Origin of the sequence: Cellulosimicrobium composti (genome assembly GCF_009711085.1) — a bacterium.
In the GTDB taxonomy this organism is placed as follows: domain Bacteria; phylum Actinomycetota; class Actinomycetes; order Actinomycetales; family Cellulomonadaceae; genus Cellulosimicrobium; species Cellulosimicrobium composti.
This window is the reverse complement of the sequence record NZ_WMKA01000133.1, coordinates 1-451: the sequence shown is the minus strand read 5'-3', so window position 1 is coordinate 451 and position 451 is coordinate 1. Positions and strand designations below refer to the sequence as shown.

Genomic DNA, 451 nt, shown 5'->3' with positions numbered 1-451 from the left:
TTCGACGCCGAGGAGCTCGAGCCCACCGCCGAGGTCGAGGGCGCCGGGGCCGTCGCCGTCTCCCAGGACGGGACCGTGTTCGTCGCCGTGCCCTCGACCGGGACGCTGTGGACCGTGAAGACGTCCTCGCGCGGCGTCGTCGACGGCGAGCCGTCGTCGTCGACGTTGCCCGTGGGCAAGGGCGCGGAGGTCGAGGTGACGGCGGTCGGCGAGAAGCCCGTCGTGCTGGACCGGTCGGCGTCCCAGCTCGTGCTGCCGGGCGGGAAGACCGTCGCGCTCGAGGGTGGCGACCAGGCACGGCTGCAGCAGCCGTCGCGGGCGTCGAGCAACGTGGTGGTCGCGACCGCGTCCGGGCTCGTCACGCAGCCGCTGGGCGGCGGCGACGCGCTGCGGCGGGCGGCGCAGGGTCGCCCGGCCGCGCCGGTGCAGCTCGGGTCGTGCACGTACGGCG

The 451-nt window shown here is 76.5% G+C and carries 1 protein-coding gene; it reads left to right on the top strand.

Annotation, left to right across the window (positions count from 1 at the left end; translation table 11 throughout):
* The coding region (locus tag GJV82_RS19700; RefSeq protein WP_196217322.1) for a hypothetical protein at positions 1-451 on the top strand (451 nt) is incomplete at both ends.